Raw genomic sequence first — 461 nt, forward strand, 5'->3', positions numbered from 1 at the left:
GGTGGGAGAGGACGGCGTGGTTGGCCTCCCAGCCGTCGGGGAACTTGACGGTGACGCCGAGGCGGACCGGCTCGGAGGAGGGGTGCTCGTCGAGGAGGTCGGCGACTCCGGCGCGGCAGACGACGATGCAGGCGTGCCGGTGCCGGGAGGCGAGCACGCAAAGGCGCCCCGTCTCGAGGTGGAACGCGGTGGCGTCGGGGCGGCCGGACAGCGGGTGGAGCACCACGGTGACGTCGAACTCCCGCCCCTGGAGCCGGTTCGCGGTGTCCACGGCGACCCCGGCCACCCCGAGCGAGGCGAGTGCGGCGCGCACCGCGGCGGCCTGGTCGCGGTGCGCGGTGCCGACCGCGATCCGGTCGGCGGTCAGCGGCGCGGGATCGGGGTCGGGCGCGGAGTGGGTGAGCCCACCGCGGTCGAGCAGGCGCCGCACCAGCAGGGCGACGGCCCGCACCGCCTCCGGG

The 461-nt window shown here is 77.2% G+C and carries 1 protein-coding gene; it reads right to left on the minus strand.

Annotation, left to right across the window (positions count from 1 at the left end):
• On the minus strand, positions 1-461 hold a 461-nt coding region (locus tag AC5RWQ_RS30450; RefSeq protein WP_494286038.1), incomplete at both ends, for an AAA domain-containing protein.

The organism is Micromonospora sp. BS32 (assembly GCF_059089345.1).